Origin of the sequence: Otariodibacter oris, from assembly GCF_009684715.1 — a bacterium.
In the GTDB taxonomy this organism is placed as follows: Bacteria; Pseudomonadota; Gammaproteobacteria; order Enterobacterales; family Pasteurellaceae; genus Otariodibacter; species Otariodibacter oris.
The window spans coordinates 394322-414449 of sequence record NZ_CP016604.1; the positions used below are offsets into that span (position 1 = coordinate 394322).

A 20128-nucleotide genomic window follows, 5' to 3' on the forward strand; every position below is an offset into this window, starting at 1 on the left:
CGGTCAGTTATTGCAAAATTTTTATCATAACTGACCGCTTGTAGCATATTATTTTATAGCTAATTTTAATTTATGAATCAATATATTAAGTAATACGCCATATAAAGGAAGGAAAAGAAGTAAGCTGACAAATAATTTGAATGAGTAATCAACTGTCCCTATTGTGAACCAATGTTCAGCCATATAGCTATCATCGCTTTGATAAAATGCGACAGCGAAGAATACAAACGTATCGACAAGGCTACCAAACACAGTAGAGCTTGCTGGTGCTAACCACCATTGTTTTCCTTGACGTAAACGATTAAAGACAAAAATATCCATTAATTGACCAACGATGTAAGCAACAAAACTCGCAAAAGCAATACGGAATACAAAAGTATTGAATTCTGACAGCGTTGCAAAACCTTGAAATTGTCCTTCAAAGAATAGGACGGAAACAAGATAGCTCACAATCAAAGCGGGTATCATTACAACTAAAATGATCTTTCTGGCTAAGTCTGCACCGAATACTCGAACAGTTAAATCCGTTGCCAAAAAAACAAATGGAAAGGTAAAAGTTCCCCATGTTGTTGGGATCACCCAGTCAGTAAACGGAATGTCTATCTCAAATGTAATTTGAACTAGATAGTTACTGATAGTAATGATGAAGATATGAAAAAGTGAAAGTAATAGTAATGATCGACGTTTCTGCTGATCAGAAAAATAAGCAAGAATATTCATATTGTTCCTTTTTATTTGTTGAATAAATTGGGGTGAGGGAACCCAATGTGAAAAACGAGGACGAGATGATACTGACTATCAGAAAAAGATCAAGGGTTTTAAAAATGAAATGGATAAAAAAGAAGAGAGCTATTGCTCTCTTCTTGGTAAAAAGGATGACATAGCACGCTATATTTTATTTTCCATCCCAAGCATTGATTGCATCCATTCTTGCTTTTGCTTTTTGTTCCGGAGTACGGCTGTAGTCATAGTCAAAAATAGCGCTTTCCCAGTCGCCATAGTTTGGATTAGGTAAGATAATGAATTTATTACCAAATAACTTGCTGTTTGAGTCTACAAAAGAGCGACGTTCAGCATTGGTTTTATGGTAAGTTGCATCACCAAAGTCGTTTAAGTTATCCCCAATATAAAGGACAATTTGATAGCCTTGTTTTTCAATTTCTGCAAAACGTGGTGATTTGTTTGATTTATCTTTTTTCAAATAAAGTGTTTGTTCACTTACCCCTTGGAAACCAAGTTGTTTTAAGTTATCAATAGTGCCTTCTTTTTCGTTACTGTCTTTGCGGTTTGATACGTAGAACACTGTTCCTTTGTGGCTATTAACATAGTTATTGAATTCAACTGCACCAGGGATTGCTAGTGTTTCTCTTGCATTAACCCAACGAGTCCAATCTGCACTGTCGAATCCTTTATTATTTTTAATTAACCAGCCTGCATTAGGGCTGTTATCTATCATTGTTTCATCAAGGTCAACAACAACAGCTTTCTTCTTACCTTTTGCAACTTTAGCATGATCAAATGCAAATTTTGCAGTGTTAAATGCTTGATGAGCTAATGCTTGGTATTCGCCAGATTCTTGAACCCAGTTAATCCCTAAGACAGTTTGTTGTTGTAAAACCACTTCACCAGAATCTTGATTTGTTGTAGCACAGCCTGATAAGGCTAAAGTTGCACAAATTGTAAGTGTTGATAGTTTGAATGTACTTAATTTCATAATGGTATCCTTAACAATAAAGGTAAATGGTTACTTACTTATTGGTTGTAAACGATAATTTAGGTTATGTTTTACAACTTCAAGCAGTAGATCAATATTAGGATGTTTGCCAATATTTTTCTGTGCATCTTCAACAAGTTCGGCAAACCATAAAAGACCTTGTTGAGCACTTTCTCTATTAAGTTCACCATGAAACTTTAGTGCAAGTGCGTTGTACAATTTAAGTGAACCTAATTTTCCTTCGATAGCTGGTATAGAATGGGCGACAGTTCCTTGCGTATCAATAAGATCTATACGATTAAGATGCTCAATACTAGGAAATGTCGCTAAATAGTCTTGGAATTGTTTCATATCAGTATTTTTACATACGAACGATTAAGCATTCAGCTACGCTTCTAGCGTTAGATAATGCTGCTGAGGCAGCGGCTCTATCGCCAATTGGGCCAACGACCACACGATTCCACTCTGCACTACTGTTAATTCTTGCATTGTAACCAGCCATTGCTAAACGAGCTTGCATATTTTCCGCTTGATCTTTATTTTTAAATGCACCACATTGTAGCCCATATTGAGCTGAAGATGGTTTTGGTTGAGCCGGTGGCGTAGAAGCTGGCTTAGCTGTTACTACTTGTTGCTGCTCTTTCTCTTTTTGGGCAGCTAACTCACGTTGTTTTTTTTCTTCTGCTTGTCTTTTTTCTTCAAGAATTTTCTCATTAATACTATCTCTAGCTGCCTGTATTTGTTCTTGTGTATTTTTTTCTACTGAAGCAGCCTCAGTTCTTGCTTGTTCAGCTTGTTGTGCCAATTGTTCAAGTTTACGCTGTTCTAGTTCTCGCTGTTTAATAATTTGTTCTTCTTGTTCTTTGGTTAATTTAGCTAAGGTAGAATCTTTATCGACAGGGACTTCTCGAGTTTCTAGATCTCTGATATAGCTATAAACTTCTTCTGGACGGCTTGGTAATTCATGCTTAGTATTGGCATTTGTTTTGACTTGCTGTGTTACAGGAACTGTTTTAGGTGGCGCACTTTCTTGCAAGAACCATAATCCCAATCCAGTAATAGCGACTATAATGATAATAGCTAATAGAATAACCCGTTTATTGCCACTTTTTTTATTTTTTTTGCGTACAGCGTAATCACGATTTGGCACGATAACCTCTTGTTATTTTGAAAATATATTAAGATCTCAATACTACTAAAAAAAGAACTCTTTGACTAGGTAATCAACACATTCTCAATCATAAAATAAAGGGAATATATGCTTAATTTATTGATTTCTAATATTGGGTTAATTGTTTAATTTTCCCTTGTTCTAAAGTAATTGCGGTATCAAATAAATCTTTCACTTCATCAAGTTGGTGGGTCACCATCAATAATGTTAAGTTTTGTTCTTCACAAATCTCTTTAACTAGCTGTTGTAATTCTTGTCTACGCAAAGGATCAAGGGCTGAAAAGGGTTCATCAAGCAATAAAATAGGCTTGTCTCTTAACAAGGTTCTAGCAAGAGCCACTCGTTGTTTTTGCCCACCCGAAAGGGAATCGGCACGACGAGCAAGATAATCCCCAATCCCCATCTTATTGGCAATTTCAGCCACTTGTTTTTGCTGTTGCGTATTGAGTTTCAAACTGGATACGAGTGCTAAACCGATATTTTGTTGAACACTCAAATGAGGGAAGAGATTATTATCTTGGAATAACATAGATACAGGACGAAGAGCGGGTTCGGTAGAAAAATGATTTTCGCCATTTAGCAAAATTTCGCCACGATCAGCTTGTTCAAATCCTGCAATTAAATTGAGCAAGGTACTTTTCCCCGCACCACTTTCGCCAACAATAGCAACACGTTCACCTTTTTTGACTTGTAAATCGAATTGCATTGGGAAATCAGGGTAATCGAAACTTACATTTAAATTAATCATCGTGTATTCTCTTTTTGTTCGATCAATAAGAAGGGTAAAAAGGCAAAGAGCATTAATACCAGTGCGGTTACTGAAGCATCTTCCATTCGATAGCTACCTAATTGTTGATAAAGTAAATAAGGCAAGGTACTAAAGTCTGGATTGCCGAAGAAAGCAATCACAGAAAAACTGCCTAAACTGGATGCCATAGACAAAGCAAAGGCATTCCTAAGCGGTCGGATCAAGTAATATTTTTCCACAATCCACCAACGTTTAAATCCTTTTAAGCCCAAGCTAATCGCTAATTTATCGTGAGAAACTAATGATTTCCACATAGCCGAAAAGATTAATCGGTAGATATAAGGGAGTAACATTAGCCCATTACAGACCCCAACTAAAATTAATAAGTCAAACGTGCTAAGTTCAACATTCATCAATAGTAGAAACAATCCAACCGCAAGCATAAAAACAGGCATTATTAATGGGTAGGTTGCCACGCCTGATAAGATACTTTGTCCCAGTTTTTTGTTGCGATATGCTAACTGACGAGCCTCTAACGCTATGACGTAAGCGACTGAAATGACAATAAAAGATGAAATTAAGCTCAATATTAGCGAGAACAACGCTGATTTCCATAACAATGGGCTACTTAAACGATCGAAGAAATCACTTACCGAGATTCCCACCCAAATTACATTTAATAATGGTACAATGATTGAGGTTGCAATAATAATGAGGATTGCCTGCAATACCCATTTTTTCATTCCAGTCAAATGCGCTTTCCAGATTTTACCACTTGGTTGGGATTCATTACGAGAATGGTTAAAGGCAAACTTGGTAGCAATATCCATCACAATCTGCAAACCAATGCCGACTATAATTTGCGTCATAATTAGCATTACTGCTTTTGCAAAATCAAACTCAAAAGTGACCGCTTGATAGATTGCGACTTCTAAAGTGCTGTACTTCGGTCCACCTCCTAGCATCAATACAATCGGAAAACTGGTGAAACACACAAGGAAAATATTGGTATAAGTATAAGGTAGGATACTTTTTAAGGTTGGCCATTCCACGATCTTAAAATAATGCCATCCAGTCAAATTTAATTGTGACGCGAGCTGATGCTGATGGCTTGGAATAAGATGCAATCCTTCTAAATAATACTTGGTCGCTAACGGAATATTGAAAAAGAGATGGGCAAGTAAAATCCCTTGTAAACCGTAGAGTTGAAAATCCCATTCAAAGCCAAAGAATTGTACAAACTGAGAGATCCAGCCTGCATTTCCCCAGACTCCAATCACAGCAAAAATCACTACTAATGAAGGTAATGCCCACGCAAATGAGATAATTTTATACAGAAACGATTTTCCCCGAAAATCTAAATAGAACAAGCTACGGGCGAGTAATATGCCTAGAAATGTCGATAAAATAGCAGAAAGGCTAGCTTGTAATAGGCTTTGTTTAAGAATTTGAAATACTTCGCTAAACGACCAATAGGTTTCATTGGTGCGATATTCAAATAATGCCCACAGGCTAAAGCCATATAACATTATGATGATGAGATAAATCATCCACGCAGAGAATTGTATAAATCGACGTAGCATATTTGAATTATTATTGAATCGACAAAATAGGCTTACTCTACCTGATTTTTACAATAAAGTTAAATCTTGTTCTGACTCAATATTCACGACTTAATAATTTGATAAACTGCCCATAATGAATTTATAAAAGGAAATGTATTATGACAAAGACACTAAGTGATCAAGTAGAAAGTTGTAAGTATGGTTGCAAACCAAAAGATACCGCAATGTTTGATAATGAAGAAAGCCAAGTAATTGTTGAAAATACTTACACTAACGAAGAAGAAGCTCAAAAAACATTAGCGACTTTGGTTGAAAAAGCTCGCAATATCGAAAGTGAGCCTTGTGATATTCAAAGTGAAATTAAACAAGTTGAGCAGGGATATTTGCTACATTCTGAGTTTAATTTTAGCTGCCAAGCGGAAGCAGTAATATTTCAATTATCATTAAGATAAACTTACTGTTAATTTAGATTTTTGTCGTTATAATAGTCTCTACTGTATAAAAAAACATTATTAAATTCATACTTAAATCGGTAGTGAATTTATAAATAACAGAGATATAACGATGGACTTTTCTTTATTACTTGATGGCTTAAACGATAAACAACGAGAAGCAGTGGCTGCACCTAATGGAAATTATTTAGTACTAGCAGGTGCAGGGAGTGGTAAAACTCGTGTGCTGACACATCGTATCGCTTGGCTTATCGGGGTAGAGAATATTCCAGAATCTAACATTTTAGCGGTAACTTTTACCAATAAAGCCGCCGCTGAAATGCGACATCGTATCGAACATACCTTATCCCAATCAACACATCATCGTCTATTTGGAATGTGGGTCGGGACTTTCCATAGCATTGCCAACCGCTTGTTACGCTCTCACTATTTAGATGCTAATCTTCCTCAAGATTTTCAGATTATGGATAGTGAAGATCAGAATCGTCTAATCAAACGTCTCTTAAAATTACACAATATTGATGAAAAACATTTTCCACCAAAGCAAGTAGGCTGGTTTATCAATGCACAAAAAGATAAGGGGTTAAGAGCGAAAGATATTGATCATTCCGAAGATCAAAACACAAAAAAATTGGTGCAGATTTACCAGATCTATCAAGATGCTTGTGATCGTGCAGGATTATTAGATTTTGCTGAATTACTGATCCGCACTTATGAATTATTGAAGAATAATGTGCATATCCTCCAACGCTATCAACAACGCTTTCAACAGATCCTGATTGATGAGTTTCAAGATACCAATAATATCCAATATGATTTGATTCGATTGTTGGCGGGAGAAACAGGTAAAGTGATGATTGTGGGCGACGACGATCAATCAATTTATGGCTGGCGTGGCGCACAAGTTGAGAATATTCAACGCTTTTTAGAAGATTACCCCAATGCACAAACTATTCGACTAGAGCAGAATTATCGTTCAACGGGTAATATCTTAAATGCCGCAAATGGATTGATTTCAAATAACGACAATCGCTTAGGTAAAAATTTATGGACGGATAGTGGCGATGGTGATCCCGTTGATATTTATTGTGCCTTTAATGAATTAGATGAAGCTCGATTTGTTGCCTCACAAATTAAGCAGTGGAAAGAAGATGAGGGCGAATTAAATCAATGTACGGTGCTTTATCGCAGTAATAGCCAATCACGTGTGATTGAAGAAGCGCTAATTCAAGCGAATATTCCTTACCGCATTTATGGCGGTATGCGATTCTTTGAACGCCAAGAAATTAAAGATGCACTGGCTTACTTACGCCTTATTTCTAATCGTCAAGATGATGCGGCATTTGAACGTGTTATCAATACACCACCAAGAGGGATAGGTGATCGCACCTTAGAAACGTTACGTCAACTTACTCGTGCTCGCCAAGTTACCCTTTGGCAAGCGATTCAAATTGGTGTGCAAGATGAGCATTTATCTGGCAGAGCCGCCTCTGCGTTATTACGGTTTGTGGAACTAATAAACGCCCTTGAGCAAGAAACGGAGCAAATGTCCTTATCTGAACAAACTGATTTTGTGATTAAAAAATCAGGCTTATATGAAATGTATAAGCAAGAGAAAGGCGAAAAAGGGGAAGTGAGAATCGAAAACTTGGCGGAGTTAGTCAGTGCCACTAAAGAATTTGTGAAGCCTGAAGAAGCAGAAGATATGAGCGATCTGACCGCTTTCTTGACGCACGCTTCACTTGAGGCAGGTGAAACACAAGCCTCTCCACATCAAGATTATGTGGAATTAATGACGTTACATTCAGCGAAAGGCTTAGAATTTCCACGTGTGTTTATTGTCGGGGTTGAAGAAGGCATTTTCCCAAGCGGAATGAGTTTTGACGAAGGTCGTTTACAAGAAGAGCGTCGTTTAGCCTATGTGGGTATTACTCGAGCAAAACGAAAATTAACCTTAAGCTATGCGGAAAGTCGCCGATTATATGGTAAAGAAGAGCGTCATTTACCTTCCCGTTTCATTGCAGAATTGCCAGAAAAGCATATCCGAGAAGTGAGATTACGTGGCAATATTAATCGTCCAGCTACTTTTTTTGCAAATAAACAGGTGAAACCGACCGCTAGTATGAGTTCTATCGTTCAAAATGAATGGAAGATGGGGCAAAAAGTGAAACACGCCAAATTTGGACTAGGTACTATTATCAATGTTGAAGGCAGTGGCGATCAAACCCGTTTACAAATTGCTTTTGTAAATCAAGGGATTAAATGGCTCATTGCTAAAATGGCAAAATTAGAAAAACAATAGGCTATGGCAGATGAAAAAAAGTATTTACGATAATCCTATTTTTTTCGAGCGTTATTTAAAATTACGAGAAAACCCCATTAGTGTGAATGAAATCATTGAAAAACCGACAATGTTTTCACTATTGCCTGATTTAAAAGGTAAGAAAGTGCTAGATCTTGGTTGTGGAGTCGGATCTCACTTACATCATTACTTAGAGTTAGGGGCTAAATTAGTTGTTGGGCTTGATCTATCCGAATCAATGTTATCTGAAGCAAAAGAAACTTTTGCAAAATATCATGAAGATCCGACCGCTTATAATTTCTATTGTTTGCCTATGGAAGATCTCGATCAAATCGTGGAAGGTGAATTTGATCTGATTACTAGTTCCTTTGCTTTCCACTACATTGAGAATTTTCCTGCATTACTCAATAAAATTTCCAAAAAATTGGTTACCAATGGACAACTTATTTTTTCTCAAGAACATCCTATTACTACCTGTTTTAGAGAAGGGAATCGTTGGGAGAAAGATGAAAATAAGCAACAAGTCGCTTATCGGCTTAATTATTATCGGGAAGAAGGGGAACGGGATAGAAATTGGTTTAAACAGCCTTTTAAAACCTATCATCGTACTTTTGCAACACTCTGCAATCAGCTAATCAAATCTGGCTTTATTATCGAAAAAGTTGAAGAACCAATGTTACAAGATCTTCCTCAATGGCATAGTGAATTTAAAGATCTTCAACATCGCCCGCCATTGCTCTTCATCAAATCTAAAAAAATATAGGGTTTTTATCTCAATTTTTCTATCCACAAAATCTGTGGATAACTTTGTGAGTAACTTTTTTATAAACGCTCGGATCCTTGATGAATACTAGGCTTTCCGTGTAGTTTTAAAAATTGGTTGTAAAATAACTTGTTGTTTAAAATCAATAAGTTAAAATTTTTCTAGCGATTACTATCAAAAATATATAAAAAAATTATTGCTTTCCATCTTGACAATTTCAGGCTGTGCAAAACTCATAATATAATGTATTTATTTTTTTTAATAAAATAAATAATTGGGTTTTTTTGAAGTAACGTATTTCTTAAGGTTTTGAATATGCCTAGTCAAAATTTAATCAAAAACTAAAAATTTTTTGGAGTAAAAAAGATTACTGTAGTTATGAATGTTTTTACAGTAATCCTTTTATAAAGAAGTTATGCAGATGTAAGAGTTGGTAGTTCAGTAATTGGCCAACGAGGTTTCACATTAATAGATAAATCACTATGTTCATTATTTTTTAATCGCATAAAACCCGCATAGGCAATCATTGCACCATTATCTGTACAGAATTGAGGTCTAGGATAGAAAACTTCGCCTCCTTGCGTTTTCATTAACTCGGCTAAATCTGCTCTTAATTTTTTATTTGCACTCACCCCACCAGCAATGACTAGGCGTTTATAACCCGTTTGTTGTAATGCTCGACGAGATTTTATGAGTAAGGTATCGATCACTGCATCTTGGAATGCGTAGGCAATATCACAACGAGTTTGCTCATCTAGGTGACCTGCACTATCCAAATTGACATTAATTGTATTAGCGGCAAACGTTTTTAGTCCAGAGAAACTGAAATCAAGTCCTGGTCTATCAGTCATTGGTCTAGGGAATATAAATCTATCTGGCATTCCTTTTTCGGCTAATTTCGCAAGGGCTGCGCCACCTGGATAATCTAATCCTAATAATTTTGCTGTTTTATCAAAGGCTTCTCCTGCCGCATCATCGATAGATTCACCTAATAACTCATATTCGCCAATATTATCCACTTTGACGAGTTGAGTATGTCCGCCTGAAACTAACAAGGCAATAAATGGGAACTCAGGGGGAGATTCTTCTAACATTGGCGCGAGCAAATGCCCTTCCATATGATTCACACCGAGCGCGGGGACATTCCATGCATAAGCAAGAGAACGAGCAATGGTTGAACCTACCAGTAATGCCCCAATTAGACCTGGGCCTGAAGTATAAGCAATACCATCAATATCAGAAGCGGTCAGATTCGCTTCTTTTAATGCAGCTTGAATGAGCGGTAAAGTTTTGCGGATATGATCGCGCGATGCAAGCTCTGGTACAACACCACCATAATCTGCATGCATCTCAATTTGACTATATAACTGATTGGCAATGAGCCCATTATTTTCATCAAAAATAGCAACCCCAGTTTCATCACATGAGGTTTCAATACCTAAAATTCTCATTTTATTTACTCGTTCATAAAAAGGTATAGGGGCGTATTCGCCCCCATAAAATATAATAAAGATTTAATAATTTGTAGATTATTAGAATTGCGCACCATAACTAGGTTTTACAATTTCAGGGAAGGCTTGATCTTTATCTGCTTCGATCATTTGTGCAACTTTTTGTGCTGAATCAGTAATGCCCATTTCCTCGAAAGCTTTTTGTAAAGCGGGTAGAGCATCATGTGTTGCTTTACTATCTGGATAAAGATTGATTAAATTCTCGACACGATTAGCTACAGCGACATAAGCGTCACGTTCCATGTAGAATTTGACAATTTCAAGTTCATGTTGAGCTAAGCGATTTTTTAGATAAACCATCCAATTTTGTGCATCTTGTGCATATTGGCTTTGAGGATAATATTGAACGATACTTTGGAAGTTACCATAAGCATTTCGAACATTATCTACAGCACGTTTTGAATCATTGACTTTGAAAAAGTCTTGAACCCAGTTATCACTTAAACGAGCATTACTCAATCCAGCAAGATAAAATACATAATCCATAGATGGACTACTTGGATAAGAGCGAGCAAATCGTTCCGCAGCATCTAATGCTTTATAATATTCACCTAATTTATATTGAGAATATACAATGCTAAGTTGTATCTGTTCTCCATAGGCACCTTGTTGGCCACGTACATCAACCGCATCCAAATAGCGGATGGCATTAGTATAATCGCCATCTTGTAAATAGGCTTGTCCTTTATTATAAAGTTCTTGGGTAGCTATGCCCTCAAATTCATTTTTTTCAGAACTTGAGCATCCAGCGATAACTAAGCTTGCAAGAACAAGTGAAAGAAGAGGGGTTAATTTGCGCATAATAATGTACCTATAAAAGTGTTTGCGGGTAAAAGTAATATGTAACCAAGTTCGACTTACTATCGTTCGCAAAGTTCATATAAAAAGTACTCCTATTCTATCGGACATCGTTGAATAAGAAAACATAATTTGGCATTTTATATGGAATGATTCAAAAATACGATTTTATAAATCGGCAATTTAGCCTCTCATAAGGTATTTATAGACAGGTCGTAAAAACTATTTGTGGATAAAAGTTAGCATATAGCAAATTGACACTGACTATTGTTCACAAAGTTGAGATAAAAAATGGTACTATTCACCTTATTAGATATTACTTAATCACAAAATCATATTTGGAATTTTATATAGAATGACTCAAAAAATTACTCTACAAGCAGAAGTTACTAATGATCTATTGGGTGTAAGACTAGATCAAGCGATAGCACAATTATTTCCCGATTATTCACGTTCTCGTTTAAAAGTTTGGATTGAGAATGATCAAGTCACTGTTAACGGCAAAATCATTAATAAACCAAGAGAAAAGGTTTTTGGCGGAGAGCTGATAGAAGTACAAGCAGAGCTTGAGGATGAAATTCGTTTTGAGCCAGAAGATATTCCTTTGAATATTGTGTATGAAGATGACGATATTTTAGTGATTAATAAACCCAAAGAGCTTGTTGTACACCCTGGGGCTGGAAATCCGAATGGCACTATTCTTAATGCCTTATTGCATTATTACCCTCAAATCGCGGAAGTGCCTCGGGCTGGTATTGTGCATCGTCTAGATAAAGATACAACAGGACTTATGGTAGTTGCCAAGACGGTTCCTGCTCAAACACATTTAGTGACAGCACTACAAAAACGTAGAATAACTCGTGAATATGAAGCTGTAGCAAGCGGCGTAATGACTCAAGGTGGGAAAGTTGATGAACCTATGGCAAGGCATCCAACGAAACGTACAGCAATGTCGGTGCATCCAATGGGTAAACCTGCGGTAACGCATTATCGAATTATGGAGCGTTTTCGTAACTATACTCGCTTACGTTTGAGATTAGAGACAGGGCGAACACACCAAATTCGTGTACATATGGCACATATTGCTCATCCTCTATTAGGCGATCAACTTTATGGTGGGCGACCTAGACCACCTAAAGGTGCAAGTGAGGAGTTTCTCACGGTATTACGAAATTTCAAACGACAAGCACTTCATGCAGCAATGCTTCGTTTAGAGCATCCTATTACAGGTGAATTAATGGAATGGCACGCACCACTTCCAGAAGATTTTATGGAATTGATTGAGGCGCTGAAGGTAGATTATTTACTCTATAAAGATGATTTAGATTACTAATTAAAATTCCCTAATATGGTGGTGTATATTAGGGAATTTTATTATCTTACGTATTTATAGCATATACCATTTTTTATCAGTTTTTTCTTGCTTTTGTTCAGCCACAATTGGGTTATCTAATTTAATCTCGCTGACTAAGCCTTTGGAGTCAAAGTAAATTTGTAGAAGATGCTGAATAGGATCATTGTGTCCTTCTCGTTTGATAAATACGTAGTCCCAACGGTCTTTTTCAAACATATCATTAAGTAATGGTGTGCCTAGAACATAATTTACTTGTTCTTTGTTCATCCCTACTTGCAGTAAATCAATTTTATCTTGTTCTAGATAATTACCTTGTGGTACATCAATGCGATAAACGACTTTTTCTAAAGTAGAACAAGCACTGATACCTAAAGAAAGAAGAAGTACAGCTACAAGAGATTTCATTTTCATAGTCATATAACCTTTAGTTTCAAATAATTGACTCGATCATACCGAAAGAGTTTGAAAAATACCATTATTTATTACGCATTAACTGATCACGTAAATTTGCCGGTAGTCCTTTGATAGTTAATGTGTCGTTTAGTTCATCCCAAATGATACGTTGATTCAATAAATCTGCATCAAAAGTTAAGGTTACACCTTTGCCCGATCCTGAATATTTAGTGAGGGTTTTTAAGGCGTTACGCACGGGTGGAATCGTTTCTTCTAAGCCATATTCTTGGGTCGAGGTAAAAGTCGCAAAGTCCTTGTCATTTAAGGTCGGAATCGTGGCGGAAAGTTCCTGTAAGGCAATTTCTTCGCCTGTATTAATTTGCCCTTTACAATAATCAAATACTTGTTTTTTTACAGCTTGAGTTTGCGATTTATCGAGGTCGCCTTGTTCGCAATAATCACTCACTGCCTGTAATAAAGTTTGGTTTTGAACTTGTGGGTTCAACCCTTCTTCTGCGGAGAGAAAATCCATAAAAAAGTCAGCTACTTTTCTGCCTACTCGTCCTTTAATAAAGGTTAAATAACGATTGGAATTTGCATTCATTTGCAATTCAGTCAGATTAATCCGACAAGCAATATCATATTGACTAATTTCTAAATATTCAGTGCGTTTAATTTCTAATTTATCATCGACAAGCATTGAACTACGGCTATCGATCAAGGCGATAAATAAATAATCCGTCGCCAAAAAGGTATAACGACACAGGATAAAAGTCCCACCAGTAGCAAATGTATATTTACCTAATTCAGAAGCCAACATTTTGGCACTGCTGTGGCTAAAGGGTAAAAAATCAGTTTCTTGCTCAAGCAAGCGATTAAGTTGTTGAGCAAAAACAGATTCTGATTTGAATACACCATACGCCTTCGTTTTACCTTGATAGGCTTGATGAAGTTGTAGCATCATTTGTTCTACTTCAGGTGTAATCGAGAGTAAGTTATCTCGCAAAACTGTGGTTAATTGGGGTGGTTCATCATTAGTTTGATGAAGTTGATGTAATACAATTTCTGTAACCGTAATGCTCATAATATTCCTTGCAAGCGGTAAGAACCGCAGGTTTTTTTGTAAAATTTTTGATGATTATAGGCTATTTACAAATGAGGTAAAACCTTTCAAACTAGCTTTTGTCTTTATTACATGACTATGTTGAAATTTAGTATTGGAATTAAGGAGAGTTATATGTCAAAAGTGATTCATACTGAAAATGCCCCTAAGGCGATTGGTCCTTATGTTCAAGCCGTTGATTTAGGTAATTTAGTTTTTACTTCGGGTCAAATTCCTGTTGATCCTAAAACAGGTGAAGTGGCGGCAGAAATTGAAAAACAAACTCGTCAATCATTAGAGAATATTAAGGCAATCATTACTCAAGCAGGCTTAACAGTGGGTGATATTGTGAAAATGACGATCTTTTTAAAAGATCTGAATGACTTCAATAAAGTGAATGCAGAATATGAAGCCTTCTTTATTGAAAATAAACATGAAACATTTCCAGCACGCTCTTGTGTGGAAGTGGCACGTTTACCAAAAGATGTGGGAATTGAAATAGAAGCTATCGCCTTAAGAAAATAGGAGAAAACATGAAGTATATTATTCCAACTTGGTCTGTACCAACGAATATTCAAGCATTAACAACATTAAGAGAGGGGGGGGTGAGTGAACCACCTTTTGATAGCTTTAATTTGGGTGATCATGTTGGAGATATACCAGAGTCTGTTTTAGCAAATAGAAAACAATTGGTAGAGCAGGTGCAGTTACCTCACTTTCCTACTTTTTTAACTCAAACTCATAGCACTAAAGTACTGAGTTTACCATATAGCAGTGATAATTTAGAGGCTGATGCGGTTTATACCAATCAGCCAAATCAAGTCTGTTTAATCATGACCGCTGATTGTTTACCTGTGCTATTTTGCAGTAAAGATGGAAAAGAAATAGCCGCTGCTCATGCGGGGTGGCGAGGATTATGCGACGGGATATTAGAAGAAACGGTAGCGAAGTTTGCCTCTTCGACTTCTGATATTTCAGCATGGTTTGGACCAGCGATTGGACCCACTGTTTTTCAAGTGGGGCATGAGGTTAGGGATCAATTTTGTGCTGTCGATCCAAATGCGAGTTCAGCGTTTATTGCAGATGAAACCACAAGCGGTAAGTTCCTGTGTAATATTTACCAATTAGCTCAGCAACGCCTGAATAGATTAGGCATTACAGATATTACAGGTGGCGAACACTGTACTTATAGTGAACCTCAATCTTTCTTTTCCTATCGTCGAGATGGTAGAACAGGCAGAATGGCGACACTTATTTGGCGAACTAACTAGCCAATTCTAGATTTTAGTAAGCGGTAATCTTGCAAATAGTAAATAAATTGAAAGATCTTACCGCTTACAGTATTCATTATTCCTCGTTTCTCATTCCCTTCAGTTAATGATACAATCGATCACTATTTTCATTACTATTATAAAGAGACTATGAGTCGTACAAAAAAAACACGTCGTGTCACAGATATTATGCCGATTAGAAAGGCAGATAAATCGGTAGAGATTCCTTATGGGACAACAAAAAGACGTAAACCTACTCGCTATGAATTGGATCTACAATCTAGAGAAGAGAAGAAGAAAAAAAGACACAAAGGATTACCTTCGGGATCACGTTTGAATGATGGTGCTGAACAGAAAAAAGGAACAGAAAAAGAGATCAAAGATCCACGTGTAGGCAGTCGTAAAAAAGTGCCTCTTATGGTTGAATTTGTGAATAAGCCTGAAAAAGGTAAGACAATTCCGAAGGTAGAAATCGTTCCAGAAAAAGCACCACTTTTACCAGAAGTAGAATTAGAGCAATTAGAAAATAATGAATGTCTAAATCAGCTTCTTGATGACTTAGAAGCAGGCAAAAAATTATCTGCTGACGATCAAAAATTTGTGGATGAATGCTTAGATCGTGTTCATGAATTGATGGAAGAACTGGGTATTCAAGATGAAGAGGAAAGTGACGAAGATTTGCTACGTCAATTTGAAACGTTAGATATTAATAAATTTCGTGAATAATTATGCTTAGATTTTTTTTAATCGTATTGGCGGTTTTAATTGTTATTTCAATGGCAGGCTATGCAGTGAGTCTGTTTATAAAATTAAATCAAAATAAGAATAAACTAAAACAAGCTCAACATGAGCGTTACCACAGGGTTGTTGAAAGTATTGATATCATTATTAAAGCAATGCTTGATGGTCGATGCGATCTTTCTGAAGGCGTATTACGTTTAAAACCTTTGCTTGATGTATTAGGAAAAACATTAAAAAATTTTCCAGCAATGTGGGAGTTATATCAAGTCGTTGAAGATATGCCTATTTTAGATGCTCGAAAACAATTAAAACGTAACGAGAGAATGAAGCTCGATTTAGAGAGAGAATCTAAAGAAGCAGAGTTAGAAGAAAAAATCAAAACCGAATTGCAGCAACTTTCAACTGAAATTGAGCAATTTAAACAACAATTAAAATAGGTTACCTGTATGCCAGAAATTATTTGGGATCTCAATCTTATTCAAAAATATAATCAATCAGGACCTCGTTATACGTCTTATCCAACAGCATTAGAGTTTAACGAATCTTATAATGATGATGATTTTAAGATTGCAGCAGCAAGATATCCAGATAAACCTTTATCTCTGTATGTTCATATTCCATTTTGCCATAAGCTTTGCTATTTTTGTGCATGTAATAAGATTATTACTCGACATAAGCATAAAGTAGATACGTATTTGGATTATCTCGAGAGGGAAATTCGCTATCGAGCTCCATTGTTTGAGAATAGAACGGTAACTCAAATTCATTGGGGGGGAGGTACGCCAACGTATTTGGATGAAGATCAATCTTTACGTCTCATGGCGATGCTTAGAAAGCATTTTAATGTCAGTGAAAAGGCTGAAATCAGCATTGAGATGGATCCCCGTGAAATTGAATTGAGTATGTTAGATCATTTGCGAGAGATTGGGTTTAACCGTATTAGTATGGGGATCCAAGATTTCAATAAAGAAGTGCAAAAATTAGTGAATCGTGAGCAAGATGAAGACTTCATTTTTGCATTAATGAAACGCGCTCAAGAGTTAAAATTTGTCTCGACCAATATTGATTTAATCTATGGGTTACCTAATCAAACGGTGGACAGCTTTATGTTTACCTTAGAAAAGGTTGTTGAGCTGAATCCAGATAGAATGAGTATTTTTAACTATGCGCATTTACCAAGCCGTTTTGCTGCTCAAGTCAAAATCAAAGATGAAATGTTACCTAAACCTGAAACAAAACTAGAAATTTTACAGAAGACAATCGAAACTTTAAGTAATTCAGGTTATCAATTCATTGGTATGGATCATTTTGCAAAACCGACTGATGAGTTAGCTATTGCTCAAAAGAAGGGAGTTTTACATCGTAACTTTCAAGGGTACACCACACAAGAAGATGCTGATTTATTAGGAATGGGCGTTTCTGCTATTAGTTTACTTGGTGATAGTTATGCTCAAAATCATAAAGAATTAAAACAATATTATGCTGAAGTGGAGAATAGAGGTATCGCTCTACATAAAGGGCTAGTAATGACCAAAGATGATTGCTTACGAAGAGATGTCATTAAAGCCCTAATTTGTAATTTTCAGCTAGAGTACGCAAAAGTTGAAGAGAATTATCAAATTGAGTTTGAAAAATATTTTGCAGAAGATTTATCGTTATTAGCGCCTTTAGCAAGGGATGGATTATTAGAGATCGATTCAAAATCTATTTCTGTTACTCCTAGGGGACGTTTGCTTATTCGTAATATTTGTATGTGTTTTGATATTTATTCAAGACAGCAAGCTAAACGACAACAGTTTTCAAGAATTATTTAATGTAAATCGCTTTATACAAGCGGTTAGATAAACGGATTTCAATACTTTATACGTTATTAATTATAGGACAACGTTATGAAACAACACCATTATAGCCTTCTCGCCATGTCAATTATGGGAGCTTTCTATAGCAATGATGCTATGGCTGATCTTATGGCTCAATGTTTAGTTGGTGTGCCTCAATTCAGAGGAGAAATAGTACAAGCCGGCGATCAAACTCGCTTACCTATCTATATTGAAGCAGATAGTGCTTTAATTAATCAGCCTACAGATGCAACTTATACTGGCGATGTAAGTATTAAACAGGGGATGAGATCTGTATTGGTGGATGAGGTTAAAATTGAGCAACAAGGTAATCAGTCTAGAATTGCTTATTTGAATGGTAATTTTAATTATCAAGATAATTTAATTAGTGCAAAAGGTAATAATGCGACACTTAATTTACTTAATAGAGATGCTAATTTTAATGGTGCAGATTACCAATTAGTCGGTCGTCAAGGGAGAGGAACGGCCGAAGATGTGGCTGTGAGCGATGATATTCGAGTCATGAAAAATGCGACTTTTACCTCTTGTTTGCCTAATGATGAATCTTGGTCAATAGAAGCAAATGAAATGATTCAGCATGTATCAGAGGAATATACTGAATTATGGCATGCGCGTTTTAAAGTTGCAGGTGTTCCAATATTTTACTCACCATATCTTCAGTTCCCAATTGGTGACCGGCGTCGTTCAGGTTTATTAATTCCGAGTGCGGGACATTCTAGTCGAGAAGGGTATTTTTATTCTCAGCCAATTTATTGGAATATTGCGCCGAATGTCGATGCAACATTAACCCCAACTTACTATAGTCGTAGAGGATGGCAGTTGAGTCCTGAATTACGATACTTAACGAGATTTGGTGAAGGGAAAGTCGCTGCCGAATACATGAAAAAGGATAGACTTTCTGATTGGATTGAATCAAATAAATCTCGCCATTTACTTTTCTGGCAACATCAAGCAAATTTCTTAACACATTGGCGTTTTTTTGCCGACTATACTAAAGTGAGCGATAATCGTTATTTTGCGGATTTTGATTCGTTGTACGGTAATCGAACTGATGGATATGCCACACAAAATTTCAGACTAGGTTATTATCAATCTAATTATGATTTTTCCATTGCGGCTAAGCGTTTTCAAACATTTGATAGTTCTGGCATCAAACCTTATCGTGTTTTACCACAGATTGATTTTCACTATTACAAGAATAATCTGCTCAAGCATGGTGATTTTTCTTTCTTTGGACAAGTTAGCCGATTTGATAACGATAGTCATAGTATGCCGACAGCATGGCGTTTTCATGTTGAACCTACTATCAATTTTCCTTTTGTAAATAATTTAGGTAGTGTAAATCTAGAGACTAAATTGTATGCGACACATTATTTGCAAAAAAGAGGGAAAGCTGAGGATGCAAATGATATTAAAAAACATGTTACTCGTGTGTTACCTCAATTTAAGTTAGATTTAAAGACAACATTGGAATCAGAAAATCAACTGGTTACAGGATTTACTCAAGTATTAGAGCCTAGGGTACAATATTTATATCGTCCATATAAAAATCAACAAGATATTGGTTCACAAGATAGAGATACGGTTGGTTTAGGCTATGATTCCGCATTATTGCAACAAGACTATTTTGCTTTATTTAATGATCGTCGTTACAGTGGTCTAGATAGAATTGCTTCTGCAAACCAAATTACCGTAGGTGGAACAACACGTTTCTTTGATGATGAAACGGGTTCTGAAGTATTCAATTTTAGTGCAGGACAAATTTATTATTTGAGTTCTTCTAGAGTAGATGATTCTAGTAGAAATAGAACATTCCATAGTTCATCATCTTGGTCATTAGAGTCCAATTGGAAGTTTCATAAAGATTGGAATTGGCGAGGTAGTTATCAGTACGACACAATATTGAATGAAACAGCTTTAGCGAATATGTCATTACAATATAAACCATCAGCAGATAATTTGGTACAGTTAAATTATCGTTATGCAAGTCAAAATTATATTGACCAAAATTTAGGTGAAAACCCATACAATCAAGATATTAAACAAGTAGGTGCTGTTGTGGGATGGGCTGTGAATGACAATGTGAGTTTCATGATTTCCCACTACCATGATTTAGCATTGAAGAAACCTGTACAGAGTCAATTTGGTGTTACTTACAGCACTTGTTGTTGGAATGTGTCTCTCTACACTGCACGTCATTTAATTGCAACTCCACAAGGTAAGCCTGATTCAATTAATGACGTTTATTACGACAATCGATTTGGTGTGAATTTTGAATTACGTTTAGGTAATAATTATAGTAGTGGTTTAGACAAACTATTAAGTAAAGGTATTATTCCTTATCAAGAAGCATTTAATATCAATTAGTTAAGTGATTAGAGTAC

At 36.2% G+C, this 20128-nt stretch carries 20 protein-coding genes; 10 read left to right on the forward strand and 10 right to left on the reverse strand.

All coding sequences use genetic code 11. The annotated features are described in order from the left end of the window. Positions 1 to 48: 48 nt before the first annotated feature. From A6A10_RS01895 to thiP, 6 genes are all read right to left on the reverse strand, one after another. Entirely contained in the window at positions 49 to 720 is a 672-nt protein-coding gene (locus A6A10_RS01895) for a 7-cyano-7-deazaguanine/7-aminomethyl-7-deazaguanine transporter (RefSeq protein ID WP_121123284.1), read from the reverse strand. A gap of 175 nt (positions 721 to 895) precedes the next feature. After that, entirely contained in the window at positions 896 to 1714 is an 819-nt protein-coding gene (locus A6A10_RS01900; protein WP_121123286.1) for a 5'-nucleotidase, lipoprotein e(P4) family, read from the reverse strand. A gap of 30 nt (positions 1715 to 1744) precedes the next feature. Further along, positions 1745 to 2065 (reverse strand): DUF2322 family protein, encoded by a 321-nt coding sequence (locus A6A10_RS01905; protein WP_121123287.1) that lies wholly within the window; start codon positions 2063 to 2065, stop codon positions 1745 to 1747. 10 nt (positions 2066 to 2075) lie between these two features. After that, a complete protein-coding gene (ftsN, locus tag A6A10_RS01910) occupies positions 2076 to 2864 on the reverse strand; it encodes a cell division protein FtsN (protein ID WP_121123288.1) in 789 nt (262 codons plus the stop codon). Positions 2865 to 2991: 127 nt separating this feature from the next. After that, entirely contained in the window at positions 2992 to 3633 is a 642-nt protein-coding gene (thiQ, locus tag A6A10_RS01915) for a thiamine ABC transporter ATP-binding protein (RefSeq protein ID WP_121123289.1), read from the reverse strand. After that, entirely contained in the window at positions 3630 to 5216 is a 1587-nt protein-coding gene (gene thiP, locus A6A10_RS01920; RefSeq protein ID WP_121123291.1) for a thiamine/thiamine pyrophosphate ABC transporter permease ThiP, read from the reverse strand. Before thiP ends, thiQ begins: the two co-directional genes overlap by 4 nt. A 140-nt stretch (positions 5217 to 5356) precedes the next feature. On the opposite strand from thiP, the gene A6A10_RS01925 reads away from it, so the two are divergent. From A6A10_RS01925 to A6A10_RS01935, 3 genes are all read left to right on the forward strand, one after another. Further along, positions 5357 to 5650 carry a YfcZ/YiiS family protein gene (locus A6A10_RS01925; RefSeq protein ID WP_121123293.1) on the forward strand — a complete coding sequence of 98 codons (294 nt, stop codon included), beginning with the start codon at positions 5357 to 5359 and terminating at the stop codon, positions 5648 to 5650. A 112-nt stretch (positions 5651 to 5762) separates the two neighbouring features. Continuing rightward, positions 5763 to 7952 (forward strand): DNA helicase II, encoded by a 2190-nt coding sequence (gene uvrD / locus A6A10_RS01930; protein ID WP_121123295.1) that lies wholly within the window; start codon positions 5763 to 5765, stop codon positions 7950 to 7952. Between the two features lie 10 nt (positions 7953 to 7962). Then, positions 7963 to 8715 carry a class I SAM-dependent methyltransferase gene (locus A6A10_RS01935; RefSeq protein WP_121123297.1) on the forward strand — a complete coding sequence of 251 codons (753 nt, stop codon included), beginning with the start codon at positions 7963 to 7965 and terminating at the stop codon, positions 8713 to 8715. A gap of 413 nt (positions 8716 to 9128) precedes the next feature. Here A6A10_RS01935 and tsaD read toward each other — a convergent pair whose 3' ends face one another. Both tsaD and A6A10_RS01945 read right to left on the reverse strand, forming a co-directional pair. Beyond that, entirely contained in the window at positions 9129 to 10166 is a 1038-nt protein-coding gene (tsaD, locus tag A6A10_RS01940; protein ID WP_121123299.1) for a tRNA (adenosine(37)-N6)-threonylcarbamoyltransferase complex transferase subunit TsaD, read from the reverse strand. Positions 10167 to 10247: 81 nt separating this feature from the next. Further along, a complete protein-coding gene (locus tag A6A10_RS01945) occupies positions 10248 to 11027 on the reverse strand; it encodes an outer membrane protein assembly factor BamD (RefSeq protein WP_121123301.1) in 780 nt (259 codons plus the stop codon). Positions 11028 to 11379: 352 nt separating this feature from the next. On the opposite strand from A6A10_RS01945, the gene rluD reads away from it, so the two are divergent. Then, positions 11380 to 12357: a 23S rRNA pseudouridine(1911/1915/1917) synthase RluD gene (gene rluD, locus A6A10_RS01950; RefSeq protein ID WP_121123303.1), complete on the forward strand. Its 978-nt coding sequence runs from the start codon at positions 11380 to 11382 to the stop codon at positions 12355 to 12357. A 54-nt stretch (positions 12358 to 12411) separates the two neighbouring features. Here the strand turns inward: rluD and bamE are convergent, their stop codons facing one another. Further along, complete coding sequence (gene bamE, locus A6A10_RS01955; RefSeq protein ID WP_121123305.1) at positions 12412 to 12789, reverse strand: outer membrane protein assembly factor BamE; 378 nt, start codon at positions 12787 to 12789, stop codon at positions 12412 to 12414. A 64-nt stretch (positions 12790 to 12853) separates the two neighbouring features. Then, positions 12854 to 13855, reverse strand: a complete 1002-nt coding sequence (yejK, locus tag A6A10_RS01960; RefSeq protein WP_121123307.1) for a nucleoid-associated protein YejK — start codon at positions 13853 to 13855, stop codon at positions 12854 to 12856. 153 nt (positions 13856 to 14008) lie between these two features. On the opposite strand from yejK, the gene A6A10_RS01965 reads away from it, so the two are divergent. The 6 genes from A6A10_RS01965 (at position 14009) to lptD (ending at position 20111) form a co-directional block, all read left to right on the forward strand. After that, positions 14009 to 14398, forward strand: coding sequence for a RidA family protein (locus tag A6A10_RS01965; protein ID WP_121123309.1), 390 nt, complete (start codon positions 14009 to 14011; stop codon positions 14396 to 14398). Between the two features lie 8 nt (positions 14399 to 14406). Further along, positions 14407 to 15144 carry a peptidoglycan editing factor PgeF gene (gene pgeF, locus A6A10_RS01970; RefSeq protein ID WP_121123311.1) on the forward strand — a complete coding sequence of 246 codons (738 nt, stop codon included), beginning with the start codon at positions 14407 to 14409 and terminating at the stop codon, positions 15142 to 15144. 150 nt (positions 15145 to 15294) lie between these two features. After that, a complete protein-coding gene (gene yihI / locus A6A10_RS01975; RefSeq protein WP_121123313.1) occupies positions 15295 to 15870 on the forward strand; it encodes a Der GTPase-activating protein YihI in 576 nt (191 codons plus the stop codon). Positions 15871 to 15872: 2 nt separating this feature from the next. Continuing rightward, positions 15873 to 16322, forward strand: coding sequence for a DUF2489 domain-containing protein (locus A6A10_RS01980; RefSeq protein ID WP_121123315.1), 450 nt, complete (start codon positions 15873 to 15875; stop codon positions 16320 to 16322). 9 nt (positions 16323 to 16331) lie between these two features. Next, positions 16332 to 17699 carry an oxygen-independent coproporphyrinogen III oxidase gene (hemN, locus tag A6A10_RS01985; protein ID WP_121123317.1) on the forward strand — a complete coding sequence of 456 codons (1368 nt, stop codon included), beginning with the start codon at positions 16332 to 16334 and terminating at the stop codon, positions 17697 to 17699. A 75-nt stretch (positions 17700 to 17774) separates the two neighbouring features. Next, complete coding sequence (gene lptD / locus A6A10_RS01990) at positions 17775 to 20111, forward strand: LPS assembly protein LptD (protein ID WP_121123319.1); 2337 nt, start codon at positions 17775 to 17777, stop codon at positions 20109 to 20111. Positions 20112 to 20128 lie beyond the last annotated feature (17 nt).